This is a genomic window from Tamaricihabitans halophyticus (assembly GCF_004340875.1).
Taxonomy (GTDB): domain Bacteria; phylum Actinomycetota; class Actinomycetes; order Mycobacteriales; family Pseudonocardiaceae; genus Tamaricihabitans; species Tamaricihabitans halophyticus.
The window spans coordinates 340,440-357,774 of record NZ_SLXQ01000001.1 but is presented as its reverse complement, the minus strand read 5'-3'; the positions used below and the strand labels follow the sequence as shown (position 1 = coordinate 357,774).

Annotated in this window: 14 protein-coding genes; 9 read left to right on the top strand and 5 right to left on the bottom strand. The window is 66.9% G+C overall.

What is annotated here, in order from left to right; genetic code table 11:
• Positions 1-2 precede the first annotated feature (2 nt).
• The 5 genes from EV191_RS01685 (at position 3) to EV191_RS01665 (ending at position 4,974) form a co-directional block, all read left to right on the top strand.
• Complete coding sequence (locus tag EV191_RS01685) at positions 3-911, top strand: NAD(P)-dependent oxidoreductase (RefSeq protein WP_243658694.1); 909 nt, start codon at positions 3-5, stop codon at positions 909-911.
• Entirely contained in the window at positions 908-1,804 is an 897-nt protein-coding gene (locus tag EV191_RS01680) for an NAD(P)-dependent oxidoreductase (RefSeq protein WP_132875002.1), read from the top strand. The genes EV191_RS01685 and EV191_RS01680 overlap by 4 nt, the downstream gene beginning before the upstream one ends.
• A gap of 32 nt (positions 1,805-1,836) precedes the next feature.
• Entirely contained in the window at positions 1,837-2,544 is a 708-nt protein-coding gene (locus tag EV191_RS01675) for a GntR family transcriptional regulator (protein WP_132875001.1), read from the top strand.
• A gap of 106 nt (positions 2,545-2,650) precedes the next feature.
• Positions 2,651-3,433 (top strand): carboxymuconolactone decarboxylase family protein, encoded by a 783-nt coding sequence (locus tag EV191_RS30485; RefSeq protein WP_132875000.1) that lies wholly within the window; start codon positions 2,651-2,653, stop codon positions 3,431-3,433.
• A 14-nt stretch (positions 3,434-3,447) separates the two neighbouring features.
• On the top strand, positions 3,448-4,974 hold the full coding sequence (locus tag EV191_RS01665; protein WP_132874999.1) for an SLC13 family permease: 1,527 nt from the start codon (positions 3,448-3,450) through the stop codon (positions 4,972-4,974).
• A 117-nt stretch (positions 4,975-5,091) separates the two neighbouring features.
• Here EV191_RS01665 and EV191_RS01660 read toward each other — a convergent pair whose 3' ends face one another.
• Positions 5,092-6,972 (bottom strand): propionyl-CoA synthetase, encoded by a 1,881-nt coding sequence (locus EV191_RS01660; RefSeq protein WP_132874998.1) that lies wholly within the window; start codon positions 6,970-6,972, stop codon positions 5,092-5,094.
• Positions 6,973-7,210: 238 nt separating this feature from the next.
• Between EV191_RS01660 and EV191_RS01655 the strand changes: the two genes are divergently transcribed.
• Together EV191_RS01655 and EV191_RS01650 are read left to right on the top strand one after the other, a co-directional pair.
• Positions 7,211-9,166 carry a serine/threonine-protein kinase gene (locus EV191_RS01655; RefSeq protein ID WP_132874997.1) on the top strand — a complete coding sequence of 652 codons (1,956 nt, stop codon included), beginning with the start codon at positions 7,211-7,213 and terminating at the stop codon, positions 9,164-9,166.
• A gap of 73 nt (positions 9,167-9,239) precedes the next feature.
• Positions 9,240-10,448 (top strand): DUF418 domain-containing protein, encoded by a 1,209-nt coding sequence (locus EV191_RS01650; RefSeq protein WP_132874996.1) that lies wholly within the window; start codon positions 9,240-9,242, stop codon positions 10,446-10,448.
• Here EV191_RS01650 and EV191_RS01645 read toward each other — a convergent pair.
• A complete protein-coding gene (locus EV191_RS01645; protein ID WP_424565419.1) occupies positions 10,445-12,028 on the bottom strand; it encodes a dolichyl-phosphate-mannose--protein mannosyltransferase in 1,584 nt (527 codons plus the stop codon). The two genes, EV191_RS01650 and EV191_RS01645, sit on opposite strands and share 4 nt — an antisense overlap.
• Positions 12,029-12,053: 25 nt before the next feature.
• On the opposite strand from EV191_RS01645, the gene rsmI reads away from it, so the two are divergent.
• On the top strand, positions 12,054-12,932 hold the full coding sequence (gene rsmI, locus EV191_RS01640; RefSeq protein WP_243658693.1) for a 16S rRNA (cytidine(1402)-2'-O)-methyltransferase: 879 nt from the start codon (positions 12,054-12,056) through the stop codon (positions 12,930-12,932).
• A gap of 56 nt (positions 12,933-12,988) precedes the next feature.
• On the opposite strand, the gene EV191_RS01635 is transcribed toward rsmI, so the two are convergent.
• Positions 12,989-14,257 carry an aminodeoxychorismate synthase component I gene (locus EV191_RS01635; protein WP_132874993.1) on the bottom strand — a complete coding sequence of 423 codons (1,269 nt, stop codon included), beginning with the start codon at positions 14,255-14,257 and terminating at the stop codon, positions 12,989-12,991.
• Positions 14,258-14,333: 76 nt separating this feature from the next.
• On the opposite strand from EV191_RS01635, the gene EV191_RS01630 reads away from it, so the two are divergent.
• Positions 14,334-15,305, top strand: coding sequence for an aldo/keto reductase (locus tag EV191_RS01630; protein WP_132874992.1), 972 nt, complete (start codon positions 14,334-14,336; stop codon positions 15,303-15,305).
• A gap of 12 nt (positions 15,306-15,317) precedes the next feature.
• On the opposite strand, the gene EV191_RS01625 is transcribed toward EV191_RS01630, so the two are convergent.
• Positions 15,318-16,085 carry an ABC transporter permease gene (locus EV191_RS01625; protein ID WP_132874991.1) on the bottom strand — a complete coding sequence of 256 codons (768 nt, stop codon included), beginning with the start codon at positions 16,083-16,085 and terminating at the stop codon, positions 15,318-15,320.
• Positions 16,075-17,058, bottom strand: a complete 984-nt coding sequence (locus EV191_RS01620; protein ID WP_132874990.1) for an ATP-binding cassette domain-containing protein — start codon at positions 17,056-17,058, stop codon at positions 16,075-16,077. The genes EV191_RS01625 and EV191_RS01620 overlap by 11 nt, the downstream gene beginning before the upstream one ends.
• Positions 17,059-17,335: the final 277 nt, after the last annotated feature.

Sequence of the window (17,335 nt, the reverse complement as noted above, 5' to 3'; positions counted from 1 at the left end):
CCGTGGTGCGCATCGGAATCATCGGACTGGGCAATATGGGCGGTCGGATCGCCAGCCGGATCAGCGCGGCTGGTCACCAGATCACCGGTTATGACCAGGATCCGGAACGGGTGTCGGCGGCCGGCGCACGGGTTGCCGATTCCATCACGGAGCTGGTCGAGAACACCGACTACATCCTGCTTTCGCTGCCGGACAGCACGGTGGTCGAAGCCGTGGTCGCCGGCGAGGGCGGGATACTGGAAAGCTGCCGGCCGGAGCAGGTGATCGTGGACCTGAGCACCGCGGCACCCGGGTCCACGCTGGAGCTCCACGGTCGGCTCGCCGAACGGGGCGCCGAGCTGGTGGACGCCGGGGTTTCCGGTGGGGCGGCGGCGGCCGAGAAGGGCACGCTCGCCGTCATGGTTGGCGGCGACACCGAGGTGGTCGAGCGGATTCGCTGGGTGTTCGAGCCGTTCGCCACCAAGGTGGTGCATATGGGTGGGCCGAGCGCCGGGCACACCACCAAGCTGTTGAACAACTTCCTGAACGCGGTCAGTCTGTCCGCGACCGCTGAGGTGATGGTCGCCGGGCGCAAAGCTGGCCTCGATCTCGAAGCGCTGCTCGAGGTGCTGAACAACGGCTCGGGGGTGAACTTCGCGACGCTCAACCGTTTTCCGCATATCGTGCGCGGGGACTACCTCGAAGGCGGGCTCACCGGCGCGTTGATGACCAAGGACATCGCGCTGTACGTGGACCGGATCCGCGAGCTCGGCGTGCCCTGCCTGAACGCGGCCGGGCCACTTGCCAGTTTCGGGCTGGCGAATCAGCTTGGCTATGTCGACCAGATCAGCAATCGGGTAGTGGACGCGATCGGTGATGTCGCCGGTGGCGTGCGGCTACACGACGATGGCGAGAAGGGAGCGGCGCAATGACGGGGAACCAGGAACCGCCGGTTATCGGTTTTGTTGGACTTGGCCGGATGGGCGCGCCGATGGCGCGCCGGCTCGCCGCTGCTGGCTACCGGGTACGTGGTTTCGACACCAGCGCCGAGGCACGAACCGCGCTTGCCGCCGAGCTGACCGTTGTGGACAGTCTCGCTGAGCTGGCCGAAGGCGCCGCGGTGACGATCCTGATGCTGCCGAGTTCGCCGGTGGTGCGCGCGGTGCTTGTCGAGGACGGATTGCTCGCCGCATTGCCGGCGAACTCGCTGCTTGTGGATATGAGCTCCTCGGAACCCATGGTCACCAGGGAGCTCGCGGACCTGACCGAGGAGCGCGGGATCACCCTGCTTGACGCGCCGGTCTCCGGTGGCGTCCGGGGTGCCGAACAGGGTGAGCTCACCGTGATGGCCGGCGGGCCCGCCGATCGCGTCGGGGAAATCCGGCCGTTGCTCGACGTGCTCGGGCAGCGGGTGTTGCACGTTGGCGCGGTCGGTGCGGGACATGCGCTCAAGGCGCTGAACAATCTGCTTTCCGCGACGCATCTGCTGGTCAGCTCGGAAGCACTGCTCGTGGGTCAGGCGTTCGGTCTCGACCCGCAGGTCATGCTGGACGCGATCAACGGGTCGAGCGGGCGAAGCGGTTCCACCGAGGTCAAGCTGCCGAAGTTTGTCGTACCGGGCAACTTCGCGTCTGGATTCGGGGCTGGCCTGATGGTCAAGGACATGCGGATCGCGGTCGGTCTCGCCGAGGCAACCGGTTCGCCCACGCCGCTCGGTGCCGCGGCGACCGAACTGTGGCGGCAGGCCGTGACCGAACTACCCGACGATGCCGATCACACGGAGGTGATTCGCTGGTTGCAGCGACGCGATACACAGGCTCGTTGAAGGTGCGACGGGACAACTCGTAGGATGCCGAAGTGACTGCCGAGCAGCGTCCGCAACCGACCTGGTCCGATGACATACACATCGGACGGGTTGCCGCGCCGTTGCGCGAGCAGGTGCTCTCGGTGCTGCGCCAGGCGATTCTTGACTTCCAGCTCAAGCCTGGCCAGCGGTTGGTGGAACGCGAGTTGATCGAACAGCTTGGGGTGTCCCGGACTACGGTCCGCGAAGTCCTTCGCGAGCTGACCGCGGAGGGGCTGGTCGCGGTGATCCCGCAGAAGGGCGCCGTGGTCGCCAAGCCATCGGATGAGGATGCCGCCGATCTGTACGAGGCAAGGGCCGCGCTCGAGGCACTCGCCGTTCGCCGGTTCGTGGAACGAGCCAGCGACGCCAAGCTCGCCGCACTCGATGATGTCACCGTCGAGATTGAACGGTTGACTGGCGAGGGTGCGGATACCCACGAGGTACTGCGAGCCAAGGATCGGTTCTACGAGGTGTTGTTGGACGGTGCGGGCAGTCCATCGATCAAACAGATCCTGGACGGAGTGCAGGCCAGAGTGCGCATCCTGCGTGCTACTTCACTGTCCGAATCGGATCGGCCGGTGCAGGCGGCCGCGGAGATCAGAGCGATCGTCCGCGCGATCGGCGACCGGGACGCGGATAAGGCCGCGGAACTATCCGCCGAACATGTTCGGCACGCTGCCTCGGTCGGCTTGGCCGCATTGCGCAAGGTAGCTACCTGACTTTTCTGAGCTAGAGCACCCCGTAACCGCAATCCTTGAGGAAGTTGCGGTTGTGGACAGTTCGCGGGTGCTCGTATGTCCGAATTTTGCCACAATGGAGACCGGTATGACGCTTACCCAAAAACAGGTTGAGCTGAAGGAAAAATTCACCGAATTGCATGGATCTTGGGACGATTCTTGGGAATCCATGCTGCGCCTCGACCCTGCATTCTTCGAGTCGTACCTCCGCTTTTCCGGGGTGCCCTGGAAAAGCGGCCCAGACGGTGTTGGCTACCTCGAACCAAAGGTGAAGCAGTTCGTCTACGTCGCCGCGAGCGCGGCGGCTACGCATCTCTACCTGCCTGGTGTCCGCCGGCATGTGCGAGCCGCGGTAGCCCTTGGCGCGAGCGCCGAGGAAGTGATGGAGGTACTCGAGCTGGCCAGCACGCTCGGTATCCACGCCTGCAACATCGGTGTGCCCTTGCTGCTCGAAGTGCTGGAAGAGGAAGGCGTGCGTGATCCTGCCGCGGTCGAGCCATTGGATCAGCGGAGGGTGGAACTCAAACGGGAGTTCACGGACAAGCGCGGGTACTGGCATCCCTTCTGGGAAGGCGTACTCGAACTCGATCCGGACTTCTTCGCGGCGTATCTCGAATTTTCCGCCGTTCCCTGGGTAAGTGGAGTGCTCAGCCCGAAGGTCAAGGAACTCGTATACATTGCCTTTGACGCCGCCGCGACTCATCTGTACGAGCCAGGCATGAAACTGCATATGCGTAATGCCGTGCGATATGGCGCCTCCGCGCACGAGATCATGGAAGTGCTGGAAATCGTGAGCGTAATCGGTATTCATGGCTGTGTGGAAGCCGCGCCGATTCTGCGCGCGGAACTCGAACGCGCCGAACGCGGGTAGTCCAGGAGAACGTGATGACAAACGAGACCGCGGCGGCACCGGTCGGCGGTGCGGCCGCTGATACCACGGGCAAGAAAACTTTACGCCGCAAGCGAATCGGCCTACTTTTCGGCATACTCGCCGCCGTCGCCGTTTATCTGGCGTTGCCGGCGGAGGTACCGGGACCGGCGCGTTCGGCCACCGCGATTACCGCGTTGATGGCCGTCTGGTGGATGACCGAAGCCTTGCCGCTCGCCGCCACGGCACTGGTGCCGCTGGTGCTGCTGCCGCTGTTCGGCGTTGGCGAGATGAGCGAAGTGGCCAGCCCGTATGCGGCCGAAGTGGTGTTCCTGCTGATGGGTGGCTACATGCTTGGCCAGGCCATGCAGCGGTGGAACCTACATCGACGGTTGGCGCTGCTACTGATGCTGGCCGTAGGGGACAAGCCGGTCCGGATGATCGGCGGCTTCATGCTGGCCACCGCGTTCATCAGTATGTGGGTGTCGAACGCGGCGTCGACTGTGATGATGCTGCCGATCGGGCTGTCCGTGCTTGGCCTGGTCAAGCAGCAACTTGGCGAGGGCAAAGAGGATCGCGTTTTCGGTACCGCGCTGATGCTTGGGATTGCTTTCGCCGCGACGATCGGCGGGTTCAGCACGCTGATTGGTTCAACACCGAACGCGCTGATCGTCGGCTACCTCGAGGACAACCACGGAATCCGGATCACCTTCCTGGACTGGATGCTCTTCGGCGTGCCGATCACCGTGGTGTTCGGCCTGTCCGCCTGGCTGATGCTGACCAAGGTGCTTTACCGGCCGAGGCTGAAGCAGCTGCCCGGCGGGCGGGACCTGTTGCGTACCCAGCTCGCCGAGATGGGCCCGGTCAGCCCCGGCGAGCGCCGGGTCATCGGGGTCTTCCTGTTCGCCGCGCTTTCCTGGATCTTCGTGCCGGTGCTCGCCGATACCGAGCTGATCGGTGGGGCATTGCCCTGGCTGGCGAATGTCACGGACGCGGGCATCGCGATGACCGTCGCACTGCTGCTGTTCCTGATCCCGGTGGATCGCAAATCGGGCAGCCCGGTGTTGGACTGGGATTCGGCCAAGGAACTGCCGTGGGGCATGCTGTTGCTCGTCGGTGGCGGGTTGAGCATTTCCGGGCAGCTCACCGATACCGGGATGACCGAGTGGTTCGGCGAACAGGTCACCGGGCTTGCCGTGCTGCCCACGCTGCTCATCATCGCGATCGTGGCGATCATGGTGATGCTGCTGACCGAGCTGACCAGTAACACCGCTACCTCGGCGACGTTCATCCCGATTATGGGTGGGGTCGCACTCGGTATCGACGTGGACGTGCTGGTGCTGGTGCTACCGGTGACGCTGGCTGCACAGATGTCCTTCATGCTGCCGGTGGCCACCCCGCCGAATGCGATGGTCTATGGCACCGGTTACGTGAGCATGGGACAGCTGATCCGGGGCGGCGCCTGGCTGAACGTCATCGGCCTGTTGATCATCATGCTGGTGATGTCCACGATCGCGCCGATGATGTTCAACTTCTCGCTGTAGCCCACGCTCCGTAACCGCATTCCTTAAGGATCTTGCGGTGACAGAGCGCAGGTACGGCACGCCCCGCATGGTTTCCCGGACGCCGGCCGGCCAGTAACCCCACAAGCTTTTGCGGGGTTACTTGGTGCGCAGGATGGGGCGTAGCGCGTCGAGTACGGTGGCGTCCTCGATGGTGGACGGCACCGGCTCGTCGCGGCCGTCGGCGATGCCGCGCATGGTTTTGCGCAGGATCTTGCCGGATCGCGTCTTCGGCAGTGCATCTACAATAGACACATCGCGGAATGCGGCAACCGCGCCGATTTCCTGCCGCACCGCGGCGACCAGTTCGGTCCGCAGCTGGTCGACGGAAATCCGCACGCCGCTCTTGAGTACCACCAGCCCGCGCGGCAACTGTCCCTTGAGCTGATCGGCCACCCCGATCACCGCGCATTCGGCAACGGCTGGATGCGCGGCGAGTACCGCCTCCATGGAACCCGTGGACAACCGATGACCGGCCACATTGATCACGTCGTCGGTGCGGCCCATGACGTACAGATAGCCGTCCTCGTCCAGATAACCGGAATCGCCGGTCAGGTAGTAGCCGGGATAGCGGGACAGGTACGCCTCGCGGTAGCGCTCGTCGTCGCCCCACAACGTGGGCAGCGTGCCGGGTGGCATCGGCAGCCGAATCGCGATGGCACCTTCCCTGTCCGCGGGATTCTGGTTGCCCTGCTGGTCAAGGATATGTACTTGGTAGCCGGGCACCGGCACGGTCGGCGAGCCTGGTTTGACCGGCATCGGGTCCAGGCCGCGCAGGTTCGCCGCGATCGGCCAGCCGGTCTCCGTCTGCCACCAGTGATCGATCACCGGCACGTCGAGTTTCGCCGAAGCCCAGTGATAGGTCTCCGGATCCAACCGCTCGCCAGCAAGGAAGAGGGTCTGGAACCGGGAAAGGTCGTAGTTGGCCAGTTCGGCGGCCTCCGGATCGACTTTCTTGATCGCCCGGAACGCCGTCGGCGCGGTGAACAGCGCCTTCACGCCGTGTTCGCTGGCGACCCGCCAGAACGCGCCGGCATCCGGGGTGCCAACCGGTTTTCCCTCGTAGAGCACGGTGGTGGCGCCAACGAGGAGCGGCGCGTAGACGATATAGGAGTGGCCGACGACCCAGCCGACGTCGGAGGCCGTCCAGAACACATCGCCAGGGCCGATGTCGTAGATATTGGGCATCGACCAGGCGAGTGCGACCGCGTGCCCGCCGTTGTCCCTGACCACGCCTTTCGGCTTTCCGGTGGTACCCGAGGTGTAGAGGATGTAGAGCGGGTCGGTCGCGGCCACCGGAACGCAGTCCACCGGGGCGGCGCCGGCCATGCCGGTTACCCAGTCGAGGTCTCGGGCGGCGGAGAGTTCGGCGCGGGCCTGCTCCCGCTGGAACACCACGACGTGCTCAGGCTGATGCTTGGTCGTGGCGAGGGCTTCCTCGATGATCGGTTTGTACTCGACGACCCGATTGGGTTCGAGCCCGCAGGACGCGGCCACGATGGCCTTCGGCTTCGCGTCCTCGATCCGAGCGGCCAGCTCCTTGGGTGCGAATCCGCCGAAGACGACCGAGTGCACGGCGCCGATCCGGGCGCAGCCGAGCATCGCGATCACGGCCTGCGGGATCATCGGCAGGTAGAGCACGACCCGGTCGCCGCGTCGCACGCCGAGCTGGCTGAGCAGGCCGGCGAAGGTGGCCACCTCGTCCCGTAGCTCCCGGTAGGTGTAGCTGGCCTTGCCGCCGGAGACCGGCGAGTCGTAGATCAGCGCGGGTTGTTCGGCGCGCCCGCCGGCCACATGCCGGTCCAGCGCGTTATGGCAGGTGTTCAGCTCCCCGTCGGGAAACCACCGGTAGAACGGCGCGGCGGAATCGTCCAGCGCCGTACTCGGCCGCCGGGTCCAGTCGATGGCCTCCGCGGCCTCGAGCCAGAACGCCGCCGGCTCGGTGCTGCTCCGCTGGTGGGCATCCGCGTAGGCACCCATCTACCCGCCTCCCTTGCTTCGCCGCTGAATGTTGGGCATGAGTCTGCTACGCCGTTGCCGTTCTGTCAGCACTGGATACGCGGTGTAGTGGCAACCAGTCGATGCGCTAAGCAACCTCACCGGGTGCTTACCCGTCTTGAGAACCAGGGGACCAGCCGGGCGGCCGGGCGTCGCGGACCCTATGGTGCGATGCTGTACGGGGTCGGTGCCGATGTAGCGGAACAAGGGGGCACGGAAAGTGGACGCGTTCAACACGTTCGCGAGCGCGTTGCTGACCTGGGCACACAACGTATTCGGCCCGGCGCTGTGCCCCGGTGACTGGGTGTGGGCGACGACCACAACCGGTGCGCTGGTCGCATTGATCCCGGTTGTCGGCGCGATGATCGTGGCGCTGGTGCGCAAGGGCACCGGAAACACCTACAACGCCGCGACGCTCAGCGTGTTCGGCGGGCTCGGTCTACTCACCGTTGGTTTGCTGCCCTGGTTTTCCTTCTTCGGCGTCTCCGAAGTATTCCGCGCTGCCTACTCCGGCCAGCCCTACGGCCTCGAACCGGCCGACGCGGTCACCCTCGACCAGTCGTTCTGCTTCGTGGACAAGCAGATGGACTACCTGGGCGGCGGCCAGAACGTCTTCGAAACGCTGTTCTATCCAGCCGGTGGAGCGCTGTCCTACTGGCTGTACCTGGCCGGCCTCGTTGGCCTGCCCGCGCTGAGCGCGCTGTTCGTCTACTTGCAGGCGCGGACCGCTTTCCGGCGCGGCCCGAAGTGGCCCGGCCGGTTGTTCTGGGTGCCCTTCGTGCTGTTCGTGCTGGGCACGTTGCCGGTCGAGGCGAATACGGCGGTGCATCTGTGGCTCGGCTTCCTGCCGATCAGCGTGCTCGGCATCGTGCCGATCGCGATGCTCGGCGCGCCAAGCTGGTCGGTGCTCAACCGGCCGCCGAAGGAGCGGGAGAAGCCACCTCCGCCGCCTCCGCCGGAACCCAAAGAGGAGCCGGCGCCGCTTGCCGAAGATCCGGGGCCCATGCCGTTGCCGCCAGCTGGCGCGTTCGGCAGCGGTCGGTTCCAGCGGATCCGGCAACTCGGGCACGGCGGGTTCGGCACCGTATGGCTGGCGATGGACACCCAACTGGACCGTACGGTCGCGGTGAAAAGCGCGCACGCCCCGGACGCGGACACCGAACAGCGGATGTTGCGCGAAGCCCGCGCACTCGCCGCGGTGCGCCACCCGAACTGTGTCCGCGTCTACGACGTGGTGCACGAGCCCGAGGGGCTGTCCATCGTGATGGAGTACATCGAGGGCGATTCGCTTTCCGATGCCGTCTACGACGGTGGGCTGCTCGATGACGTGTTCGCGGCCAGGCTGTGGAGCACCATGGCGGGCGCGTTGTCCGCGGCACACCAGAAGGGCGTGCTGCACCGTGACGTGAAGCCGTCGAACGTGATCGTGGACCCACAGGGCGCGGCACATCTGATCGACTTCGGCATCGCGCGCTCGAAGGGGGATTCCACGCTCACCGCAAGCGGCATGATGGTGGGTACGCCGGACTACCTCGCGCCGGAAACCGCGGCGGGCGGCGATGCGACACCCGCTTCGGATGCCTGGCAACTGGCCGCGACGGTCAGCTACGCACTTACCGGATACCCGCCACGGGGTGACAGGGACAATCCGATGGCGGCGCTGATGGCCGCCGCGAACGGCGAACCCAATACCTACCTGCCGGCCAACAGTACGCATATCCGACTGCTTGCCGCGGCGCTGGACGCCGATCCGGCACGCCGCCCCACATTGGACAGCGTGTCCCGGCAGATGGACCAGTGGCTGGTCGGCGCGGGCAAGCCGAAGGACGGCCCGGTCACCACGATGGTGCCGGTAGCGGACCGGACGCGGCAGGCACCGGCCGGTGGCCAGCAGGGGCGTCCACAGCAAGGTGGCCCACAACCGGGTCGACCCCAGCAGGGCGGACTCCAGCAGGGTGGCCACCAGCGAGGCGGACCCCAACAGGGTGGACCCCAGCAGGGCGGACCTCAGCAGGGCGGACCCCAACAAGGTGGACCCCGATATGGGCAGGGGCCGCCCGGAGCTGGCCGCCCGCCGCAGGGCCGCCCTGGCGGACCACCGCCGCATCGACGCCCGCCACACGCGGGTGGCGGGCCGACCCGGCAGGCAGGCCCGCCGCCGCCCTACCAGCCCTGAAGCGCTGACCCGTTTTCGCTCGTTCGGGTGAGTAAGTTCCTTGCCGGGGCCCGCGTCCGGTATCTACCTGGGTATGCCAAGCGGTACCCGGAACCAGCGGCACTTGCGCCGCGGCCCCGTCGACGGCGGTGAACGCGCCATCGCGCCCGATCTCGCGCGCGGCTGCATGCTGCTGCTGATCGTGGTGTCCAACAGCATGTTCTTCCTCTGGGCCGGTGACCCGCAGGCACACTTCGAACCGGCGGAGGGCCTAGCGGATCGCATCGCGCGGTTCCTGATGGCGCTTGTCCTTGACCTACGGGCGTTTCCGCTGTTCGCCTTCCTGTTCGGCTATGGCATGACGCAGCTCTACCGCAGGCAGCTCGCCGCCGGCACGTCGACCTCGGCAGCGTGGGGCGTGCTGCGCCGGCGAAGTCTCTGGCTACTCGTCTTCGGTTTCCTGCACGCCGCCCTGCTGCTGGCCAGCGATGTGCTTTTCGCCTACGGGGTGATCAGCCTGCTGCTTGGCTGGCTGTTCCTGCACCGCGCGGACCGCGCTCTGCGGCTGGCTGCCGCGATTGCCGGTGCGCTCGTCGCGGCGATGTTCGCGTTCGGCGCCCTGCTGTTCTATGGCGCCGGCACCGGTCGGGCCGAGCAACCGTTGACGTTCGCCGCACCGGATGCCGCGGCGGAGCCGAACTATCTGCTTTCGGCGCTTGTGCGGCTGGAGAGTTGGCCGGCGATCTCGGCGATGACCATTCTCGGCATCACCGCGCCCGCCGCCATGTTGCTTGGCATGTGGGCCGCGCGGCGGCGCATTCTCGAGGAACCGCACCGGAATCTGGCGCTGCTCCGGCGAACCGCCGTGCTCGGCAGCACGATCGGCCTGGTTGGCGCCGCGCCGGCCGCGCTGGCCACGCTGGGCGCGCTTTCCGTCGGCAGCCAGGAAGGCGAACTGGGCGTTTTCGCGATGCAGTGGTCAAGCGGGCTCGCCGCGGGACTCGGCTATATCGCGCTGTTCGGTCTGCTCGCGCACCAGGTCGCCGGCCGGCCGGGTGTCGTGGTGACCGCGGTTTCCGCCGTCGGCCGGCGCTCGCTTTCCACCTATCTCGCGCATTCCGTACTGCTCGCACCAGTACTCGCGGCATGGGGGTTGGGACTCGGGCAGTACCTCGGCGAGGCCTCCATGGCCGGATACGCGGTGCTTGTCTGGCTCAGCACGGTATTCGCCGGTTATGCCCTGCACCGTGCCGCGCGGCCGGGGCCAGCGGAGGCCGCACTGCGTGGGCTGATCTATCGCTAGCGCCAGGAAGGTAGCCAGAGCTCGGCATTCCATCTGGCCACGGTGATCGAATCGCCGTTCAGGATCGGCCACAGCCACAGGAAGTTCGCGATCACCAGCCCGACATACAGGCACACCACCAGCAGTCCGGTACCTCTTCGCTCCATGCTGGTGCGCGCGGCGCCAAGGAGCTGCCCGAGGATCAACACCAGGCCGAGTACCAAGAACGGCGCGATCGGCGTGACGTAGAAGAAGTACATCTGCCGGTCCAGGTTGGTGAACCAGGGCAGCAACCCGCCGAGGTATCCGGCGAGCACCGCGGCGTAGCGCCAGTCGAGCCGGCCAATCGCGCGCCACAGCCCCCAGCCGACCATCGGCAACGACAGCCACCACATCGCTGGGGTGCCGATCAGCATGGTCGCGCGCACGCACTCGTCCTGGCCGCAACCGGCCGCGGCGGCACCCGATTCGCGGTAGAACAGTACCGGCCGGAGCCCCATCGGCCAGGTCCACGGTTTGGACTCCCAGGCGTGTGGTTCGCCGTCCGGGGTGGCCAGTGTTTCGTGATAGCCGAGCACGCTGAAGGCATTGTAGGCGAGCGAACGCAGGCCAGCGGGCAGGAAGGTCCAACTGGCCAGCGGCCCCTTGCCGAGCTCGGCCGCATGCCGATCGATCGCCGTTTCGCTCGCGAACCAGGACCACCAGCTGGCCAGATACACCAGCACCGGGATGGCCAGTAGAGCCCACAGCGCCGGCGCCACATCGCGCCGCAGCGTGCCGACCCACGGCCGCCGCACGCCAGCCGCACGCCGCGCGGCGACGTCGAAGAGCACGCAGAGCACCCCGAAGAAGGCGATGAACCAGACGCCGTTCCACTTCACCGCCAGCGCGAGCCCGAGACACAGCCCCGCCCCGAACCGCCACCAGCGAAACCCGAGCCGGGGGCCGAACCGGGCGTCGTCCAACCAGCCCGCGCGTAGCGCGTGTGCCAGCCGCTGCCGCACCTGTTCCCGGTCGAGCAGCAGGCAGCCGAACGCGCCGAGGATCATCGGCACCTGCAGGCCGTCCAGCATCCCGGTGCGGGACATCAGATGGCTTACCCCGTCGGCGATCAACAGGACGCCGGCGAGCGCGCCGAGAAAGGTGGACCTGGTCAGCCGGCGCGCGATCCGGATGATCAGCAGTACCGTGATGATGCCGGCGATCGCGCTCATGAACCGCCAGCCCCAGCCGTTGTAGCCGAACAGCCATTCGCCGATCGCGATCAGCTGTTTGGCCAGCGGTGGGTGCACGGTCAGCTGGTAGCCGGGGTTGTCCTCGTAGCCCCCGTTGCGCAGCATCTGCCACGCCTGCGGGACGTAGTGCTTCTCGTCGAAGACCGGGGTGCCCTTGTCCGTGGGGAACCCGAGATTCTGCAACCGGACCACCGCGGCGATCCCGGTGATCACCAGCGTGATGATCCAGGAGCGCAACCGGTCGGTCGGCACCGGCCGCCCGAGCAGTGCCGTCTCGCGCTCCGTGGTGCCAGGTGGGCGCGTCACGGGGGCAGCCGCGGTGGCTAGCACGCGTTCGGCGTGCGCTCGGGTCGCCGGGACAGTCACGGGGGGAGATCGTAGGCTGCGGGGTGTGAGGTCAGCATCACCAACCGGGCAATTGGTGCTCGCGGCCACCCCACTCGGGGATTCCCGGGATGCCTCGGCTCGCCTGATCGAGGCGCTGTCCAGCGCGGATGTCCTGGCGGCCGAGGACACCAGGCGGTTGCGCTCGCTGGCCACGGCGCTCGGCGCCACGCCGCGTGGCCGGATCGTGAGCTGTTACGACGCGGTGGAAGCCGCTCGGCTACCTGGCTTGCTCGCCGCGATCCGCGACGGGTCGACGGTGCTGCTGGTGACCGACGCGGGGATGCCGAGCGTGTCCGATCCGGGTTTCCGGCTGGTTGATGCCTGCCTGACCGAGGAGCTGCCGGTCACCTGCCTGCCCGGTCCTTCGGCGGTGACCACCGCGCTCGCGCTTTCCGGGCTGCCGAGCGATCGGTTCTGCTTCGAGGGCTTCGCGCCGCGTAAACAAGGTGAGCGTCGACGGTGGCTGACGGAGCTGGCCAGCGAGCGTCGGACTTGGGTGTTCTTCGAATCACCGCATCGGCTTGCCAGCACGCTCGCGGACGCCGCCGAGGTACTCGGCGCGGATCGGCGGGCGGCGGTGTGTCGGGAGTTGACCAAGCCCTACGAGCAGGTGCGCAGGGCGGAGTTGGCTGAGCTGGCGGCGTGGGCTGCCGAGGGCGTCAAGGGCGAGGTGACGGTGGTGGTCGCTGGCGCGCGCCCCGCGCAGCCGCGCGCGTTGACCGAGCTGGTTGCCGAGGTGCGGGACCGCGCGGCCGCAGGCGAGCGCCTGAAAACCGTGGCAGGGGAGGTCGCTGGCAGGGAAGGGGTGTCCCGCAAGACGCTCTACGACGCGGTACTCGCCGCCCGCGTCCAGTCACCGCAAGATCCCCAAGAAATGCGGTAACGGACTGCGGCTACCGCGCCCCGCACCAACGTTTCTCTTCAGAACGCGGTCGAAGGCTAGGGCACCAGCGGGGCGGCTTTGTGCAGGCATTCCTGCCACTCGGCCGCGGGATCGGAGTCCGCGGTGATCCCGCCGCCAACCCCGAGCCAGAGCTGGTTCTCGTGGATCTCGAAGGTGCGGATCGCGACGTTGAGTTCCAGTCCCGCGATCGGCGAAACCAGGCCGACCGCGCCGCAGTAGACCTCGCGTGGCGCCGTTTCCAGTTCGCCGATCAGCTCGAGCGCCCTAACCTTCGGCGCGCCGGTCACCGAACCGGGCGGGAAGGTCGCGCGCAGCAGCTCGGCGTCATCGGTATGCGGCGCCAGCTCACCGCGCACGGTGGACTGGAGATGCCAGACCCCGGGCGCGGGGCGCACGGTGAGCAGTTCGGGCACCCAGACCTCACCGGTCCGGCAAACCCTGCCCAGATCATTACGCACCAGGTCCACGATCATCACGTTCTCCGCGACGTCTTTGATCGAGGCGCGCAGCAGCTCGGCGTTTCCCTCGTCCGCTGGGCCACGCCGGGGCAGCGTGCCCTTGATCGGCACCGAACGCACCACATTCCCGTGCCGGGAGAGGAACAGTTCGGGGGACAGCGAGAGCACCGACCCCCACGAACCGCTCAGGAAGCCGGCGCGCGCCGGCCGCAGTCGCTCGGTCGCCTCAGCGAACAGTTCGCTCGGCGCGCCGTGGAACTGGCCGTCGAACCGGGTACAGATATTCGCCTGGAACAGCTCGCCCGCGCTGATCGCCCGCTGGCAGTCGCGTACCGCCTGCTGGTGCCGCGCCGCCGAGGGCTGCCGCAACGCGGATATTCGCCAGGTTTGCGGGTTCGCCGGCTCGTCGAGCAACCGTTCCAGCTCGTCGGCGAGCTGCGCGGGCGCGTAGGCCTGATCCTCGATCAGCGCTTCGAACCACCAGCGGCCCGCCGCGTCCAACCGCAGCAGGTGATCGGCCCAGCCCCAGACGGCCGGCGGCAGCACTCTGGCGCGCGGTTTCGGATCGGTGAGGCCGTAGCCGAGGTAGCCGAACCAGCCGCCGCCGAGCGCGCCCGGTGCGGCGTCCCGGACCACCGGCTGGCGGGTGGGTATCGCGAATGCCTCGGCCACGGTATCGACCGGCTGGCTGTCCAACGTCGGGGCGAGTACCGCTCGGGAGCCGAACCATTCGCCGGACAGCGCGGCTGGCGCGGGCAGTCCGCGCCGGTTGGCGCGCTCGGCGAGTAGCCGGAGCGCGTCGGCCGGGGTGCAGCTGTTGCGCAGCAGCCTGCGGACCAATCGCATACGCGGATCATCCCGGTTTACCGTGCGTACCCGGTTGGCGGGCTAAACGAGTTGACCCGAGGGGCACCCTGGACCCATGGACAAACGCCTACTAGGTGAACTCGAGGTCTCCACGCTGGGACTTGGCTGCATGGGGATGTCGCCGGTGTACGGGCCGGTTGATGACGACGAGTCGGTTCGGGTCGTGCATCACGCGCTTGATCTCGGGCTGAACTTCCTGGACACCGCGGATGTCTACGGTGGTGGCCACAACGAGCGGTTGGTTGGCAGGGCGATTGCGGGGCGCAGGGACGAGGTGGTGCTCGCGACGAAGTTCGGGATCACCGGGCAGGCGCAGGATTACGCGCCACAGGTGGACTCGTCCCCGGAGTACGCGCGGCGGGCGATCGACGCGTCGCTGGAACGCCTTGGCGTGGACCATGTTGATCTCTACTACCTGCATCGGCGTAACCCCGAGGTGCCGATCGAGGACACCGTCGGCGCGCTCGCCGAGTTGGTCGCGGCGGGCAAGATTCGCCATATTGGTTTGTCCGAAGTCAATGCGGACACGCTGCGCGCGGCACACGCGGTACATCCGATCGCCGCGTTGCAGAGCGAGTACTCGCTGTTCGAGCGCGGGCTGGAAGAGCGAATCCTGGCTACCTGTCAGGAACTCGGGGTCGGCCTCGTACCGTTCTCGCCGGTTGGCAGGGGTGTGCTGACCGGCAAGGTGGATCAGCTGAGCGCCGAGGACGCCCGACACAAGTTCCCGCGAACCAGCGAGCGGAACCTGCGGCACAACCTGGCCTTGGTGGAGGGCGTGCGGCGCATCGCCGAGCGACTTGGCGCCAGTCCCGTGCAGGTGGCGCTGGCCTGGCTGCTGGCAAGGGATCCGCATATCGTGCCGATTCCCGGGACCAAGCGGATCAGTTACCTGACCGAGAACGCCGGTGCCACCACGCTGGCGTTGACGGCGGAGCAGGTGGCGGAGATCGGCGCGGCGATCCCGGTTGATCAGGTCGCCGGCGCCCGGTACCAGCCGGGCGCCTTGGCGGTCGTCGATCAGTAGCGGTGGTGCGGGCTAGGCATTTTCGCGTTGGAAGGTACGTGCGCCCCAGGTGACCGAGAGCACGGTGAGCACCGCGAGTACCACGCAGCCGGTGAACAGCGCGTCCATCGTCATATCACCTCGGAACGCCGCCCGTTCAGCGTCCACAATGTAGCGGAACGGGTTGATCAGCGACAGCTTGTACAACCAGTCGGGCGCGAGCTGCGTGGTGATCGGGATCAGGATCCCGGAAAGCAGTAGCGACGGCAGCGTGAACGAGTTGAGCAGCTGCGGGAACGTCTCCTCGCTCTTGATGCTCAGCGCCACCGCGTAGGAGGCGGAGGCAAGCGTGATCGCGAACAGCGCCACGATCACCATGCTCAGCAGCACCCCGCCGAACGGGGCGTTCAGATCGAAGAACAAGAACGCCAGCGTGATCAGCAGCGCCGCCTGCACGATCGCGTGCACCGCTTCGTGCAACACCTTGCCGAGCAGCAAGGCGAGCCTGCTGACCGGCGTGACCCGCAGCCGTTCCAACACTCCCGCGCGGAACTCGGCGAGCAGTCCGAATCCGGCGAACGCGCTGCCGAACAGCGCGAGCTGGATCACCAGCGCCGGAGTGAGAATCGTCCAGCTGTTGCCTGGCGGGAAACCGGGCGTGCTTTCCACGATCCTTTCCATCAACGGGCCGAACAGCACCAGGTACAGCAATGGCTGCAGTACCCCGATCATCACCCAGGCCGGGTTGCGCAGCGAGATGCTCATGGTGCGCCGGAAGATCAACCAGATATCACGCAACATGACTTTCCTCCCTTGTTTCGGCCTGTTCGGCATCGCGCAGCGTGCGGCCGGTGAGCGTGAGGAACACATCGTCCAGGGTCGGTCGGTGCACCTGCATCGCTTGCGTCTGAATGCCCTCGGCATCCAGGGCGCGCAGCAGCTCCGGCATCGCGGTATCCCCTCGGGGTACCCGGAACCGCACTTCGTTGTCTACAGTGGACACGTCGTGCGCGCCGGGCAGCCGGCCGGCGATCTCCGCGACCTTGCCGCCGCTGCCTTCCGGTACCGCGAGGCTGACCGCGTCGCCGGATACCCGCGCCTTGAGCGAATCAGGGCTGCCCTCCGCGACGATCTCACCGTCGTCGATGACCAGCAGCCGGTCCGCCAGCGCATCCGCTTCCTCGAGGTAGTGCGTGGTCAGGAAGACGGTCACGCCGTGTTCGGCGCGTAGTCCCCTGATGTGCTCCCACAGGTTCGCCCTGCTCTGCGGGTCAAGGCCGGTGGTCGGCTCGTCGAGGAAGATCAGCGGTGGCGAGTGGATCAGTCCGAGCGCGATGTCCAGCCTGCGGCGCTGTCCGCCGGACAGCGTTCTGGTCAGCCGTTTGTCCAGGCCGGCGAGGTCGAGTTGGTCGGCGAGTTCGGTGCCGCGCCGGATGGCGTCGGCTTTGCTGAGCCGGTACAGCCGGCCCTGTAGTTCGAGTTCGTTGGCTACCGTGCATTCCGGCGCGGTGCCGCCGCCCTGGGCGACATAGCCGATCCGCCCGCGAACCCCGATCGGATCGGCGCGTAGATCGTGCCCCGCGACGGTGGCGGTGCCCTCGGTTGGTTTGAGCAGTGTGGTCAGCATGCGCAGGGTAGTGGTTTTCCCCGCGCCGTTCGGACCGAGGAAGCCAACGAGCTCCCCAGCCTGTACGTCGAGGTCAACGCCTTTGACGGCATTGACCGTGCGTCCGCGCGCGACGAACCGCCGCGCAAGTCCGCGTGCCTTGATCATGAAGCTCCCCTGAGAGATCTCCCCGGATGATTTTTAGTCAAACTTGACTAAATTTGATGACAGTTGGCGAGTGTAGCGCCGGGCGCCAAACTGTTCAAACTTGAATATCCGCGAGATCCGGCGCCCGCTGACCGCAAGATCCCTAAAGACTGCGGTCAGGTGTAGCCCGGCGATCTCCTCGTGCGCGCCACGCTAACCTCGAAGAACGCGAACACGGCACGTCACCACCTCCGCCGCGCACAGTCACCGCAAGATTCCTATAGAACGCGGTTACGGG

Bases quoted from the DNA above. Each gene is read 5' to 3' on its own strand.
- EV191_RS01680 (WP_132875002.1), top strand. From the start codon at position 908: ATGACGGGGAACCAGGAACCGCCGGTTATCGGTTTTGTTGGACTTGGC.
- EV191_RS30485 (WP_132875000.1), top strand. From the start codon at position 2,651: ATGACGCTTACCCAAAAACAGGTTGAGCTGAAGGAAAAATTCACCGAA.
- EV191_RS01665 (WP_132874999.1), top strand. From the start codon at position 3,448: ATGACAAACGAGACCGCGGCGGCACCGGTCGGCGGTGCGGCCGCTGAT.
- EV191_RS01660 (WP_132874998.1), bottom strand. From the start codon at position 6,972: ATGGGTGCCTACGCGGATGCCCACCAGCGGAGCAGCACCGAGCCGGCG.
- EV191_RS01650 (WP_132874996.1), top strand. From the start codon at position 9,240: ATGCCAAGCGGTACCCGGAACCAGCGGCACTTGCGCCGCGGCCCCGTC.
- EV191_RS01635 (WP_132874993.1), bottom strand. From the start codon at position 14,257: ATGCGATTGGTCCGCAGGCTGCTGCGCAACAGCTGCACCCCGGCCGAC.
- EV191_RS01630 (WP_132874992.1), top strand. From the start codon at position 14,334: ATGGACAAACGCCTACTAGGTGAACTCGAGGTCTCCACGCTGGGACTT.
- EV191_RS01625 (WP_132874991.1), bottom strand. From the start codon at position 16,085: ATGTTGCGTGATATCTGGTTGATCTTCCGGCGCACCATGAGCATCTCG.
- EV191_RS01620 (WP_132874990.1), bottom strand. From the start codon at position 17,058: ATGATCAAGGCACGCGGACTTGCGCGGCGGTTCGTCGCGCGCGGACGC.